The sequence below is a fragment of the Pseudomonas sp. PDM03 genome (genome assembly GCF_014852385.1).
Classification (GTDB): Bacteria; Pseudomonadota; Gammaproteobacteria; order Pseudomonadales; family Pseudomonadaceae; genus Aquipseudomonas; species Aquipseudomonas migulae.
In genome coordinates this window covers 1-391 of sequence record NZ_JACVBM010000051.1, presented here as the reverse complement: position 1 = coordinate 391, position 391 = coordinate 1, and the positions used below count along the sequence as shown (strand labels likewise).

The 391-nt window shown below is 52.4% G+C and carries 1 pseudogene; it reads left to right on the top strand.

What is annotated here, in order from left to right:
- Nucleotides 1-391 (top strand): annotated as a pseudogene (locus tag IB254_RS29360) (IS3 family transposase); the annotation flags it as partial.

Sequence of the window (391 nt, the reverse complement as noted above, 5' to 3'; positions counted from 1 at the left end):
AGCTGAGTTATAAAGAGGCTCAGGAGCGCTACGGGATTCAAGGCAAAACGACTGTTTTGACGTGGTTACGCAAGCATGGTCGGCAAGATTGGAGCCCAGGCACCTACATTGGCTCGCCGAGGATGGGGTCTATGCCCGACAAAAACCGACCATTGACGCCAGAGCAACGCATCAAAGAGCTTGAAGAGCAGTTGGCGCTGTCCAATCAGAAAGCGCAGTTTTTCGAGGCGGTCGTCGATGTCTTGAAAAATGACTACGGTCTTTCTGTCGTAAAAAAGCGTCCCGGCAAGTCCTCGCGCAAAAACGAATCCAAAACCTGAGCATCAGCAGGGCTTGCCAGTTCATGGGGATAAGCCGACAGGCTTACTACAAACGCAATCGCGCCGATGCT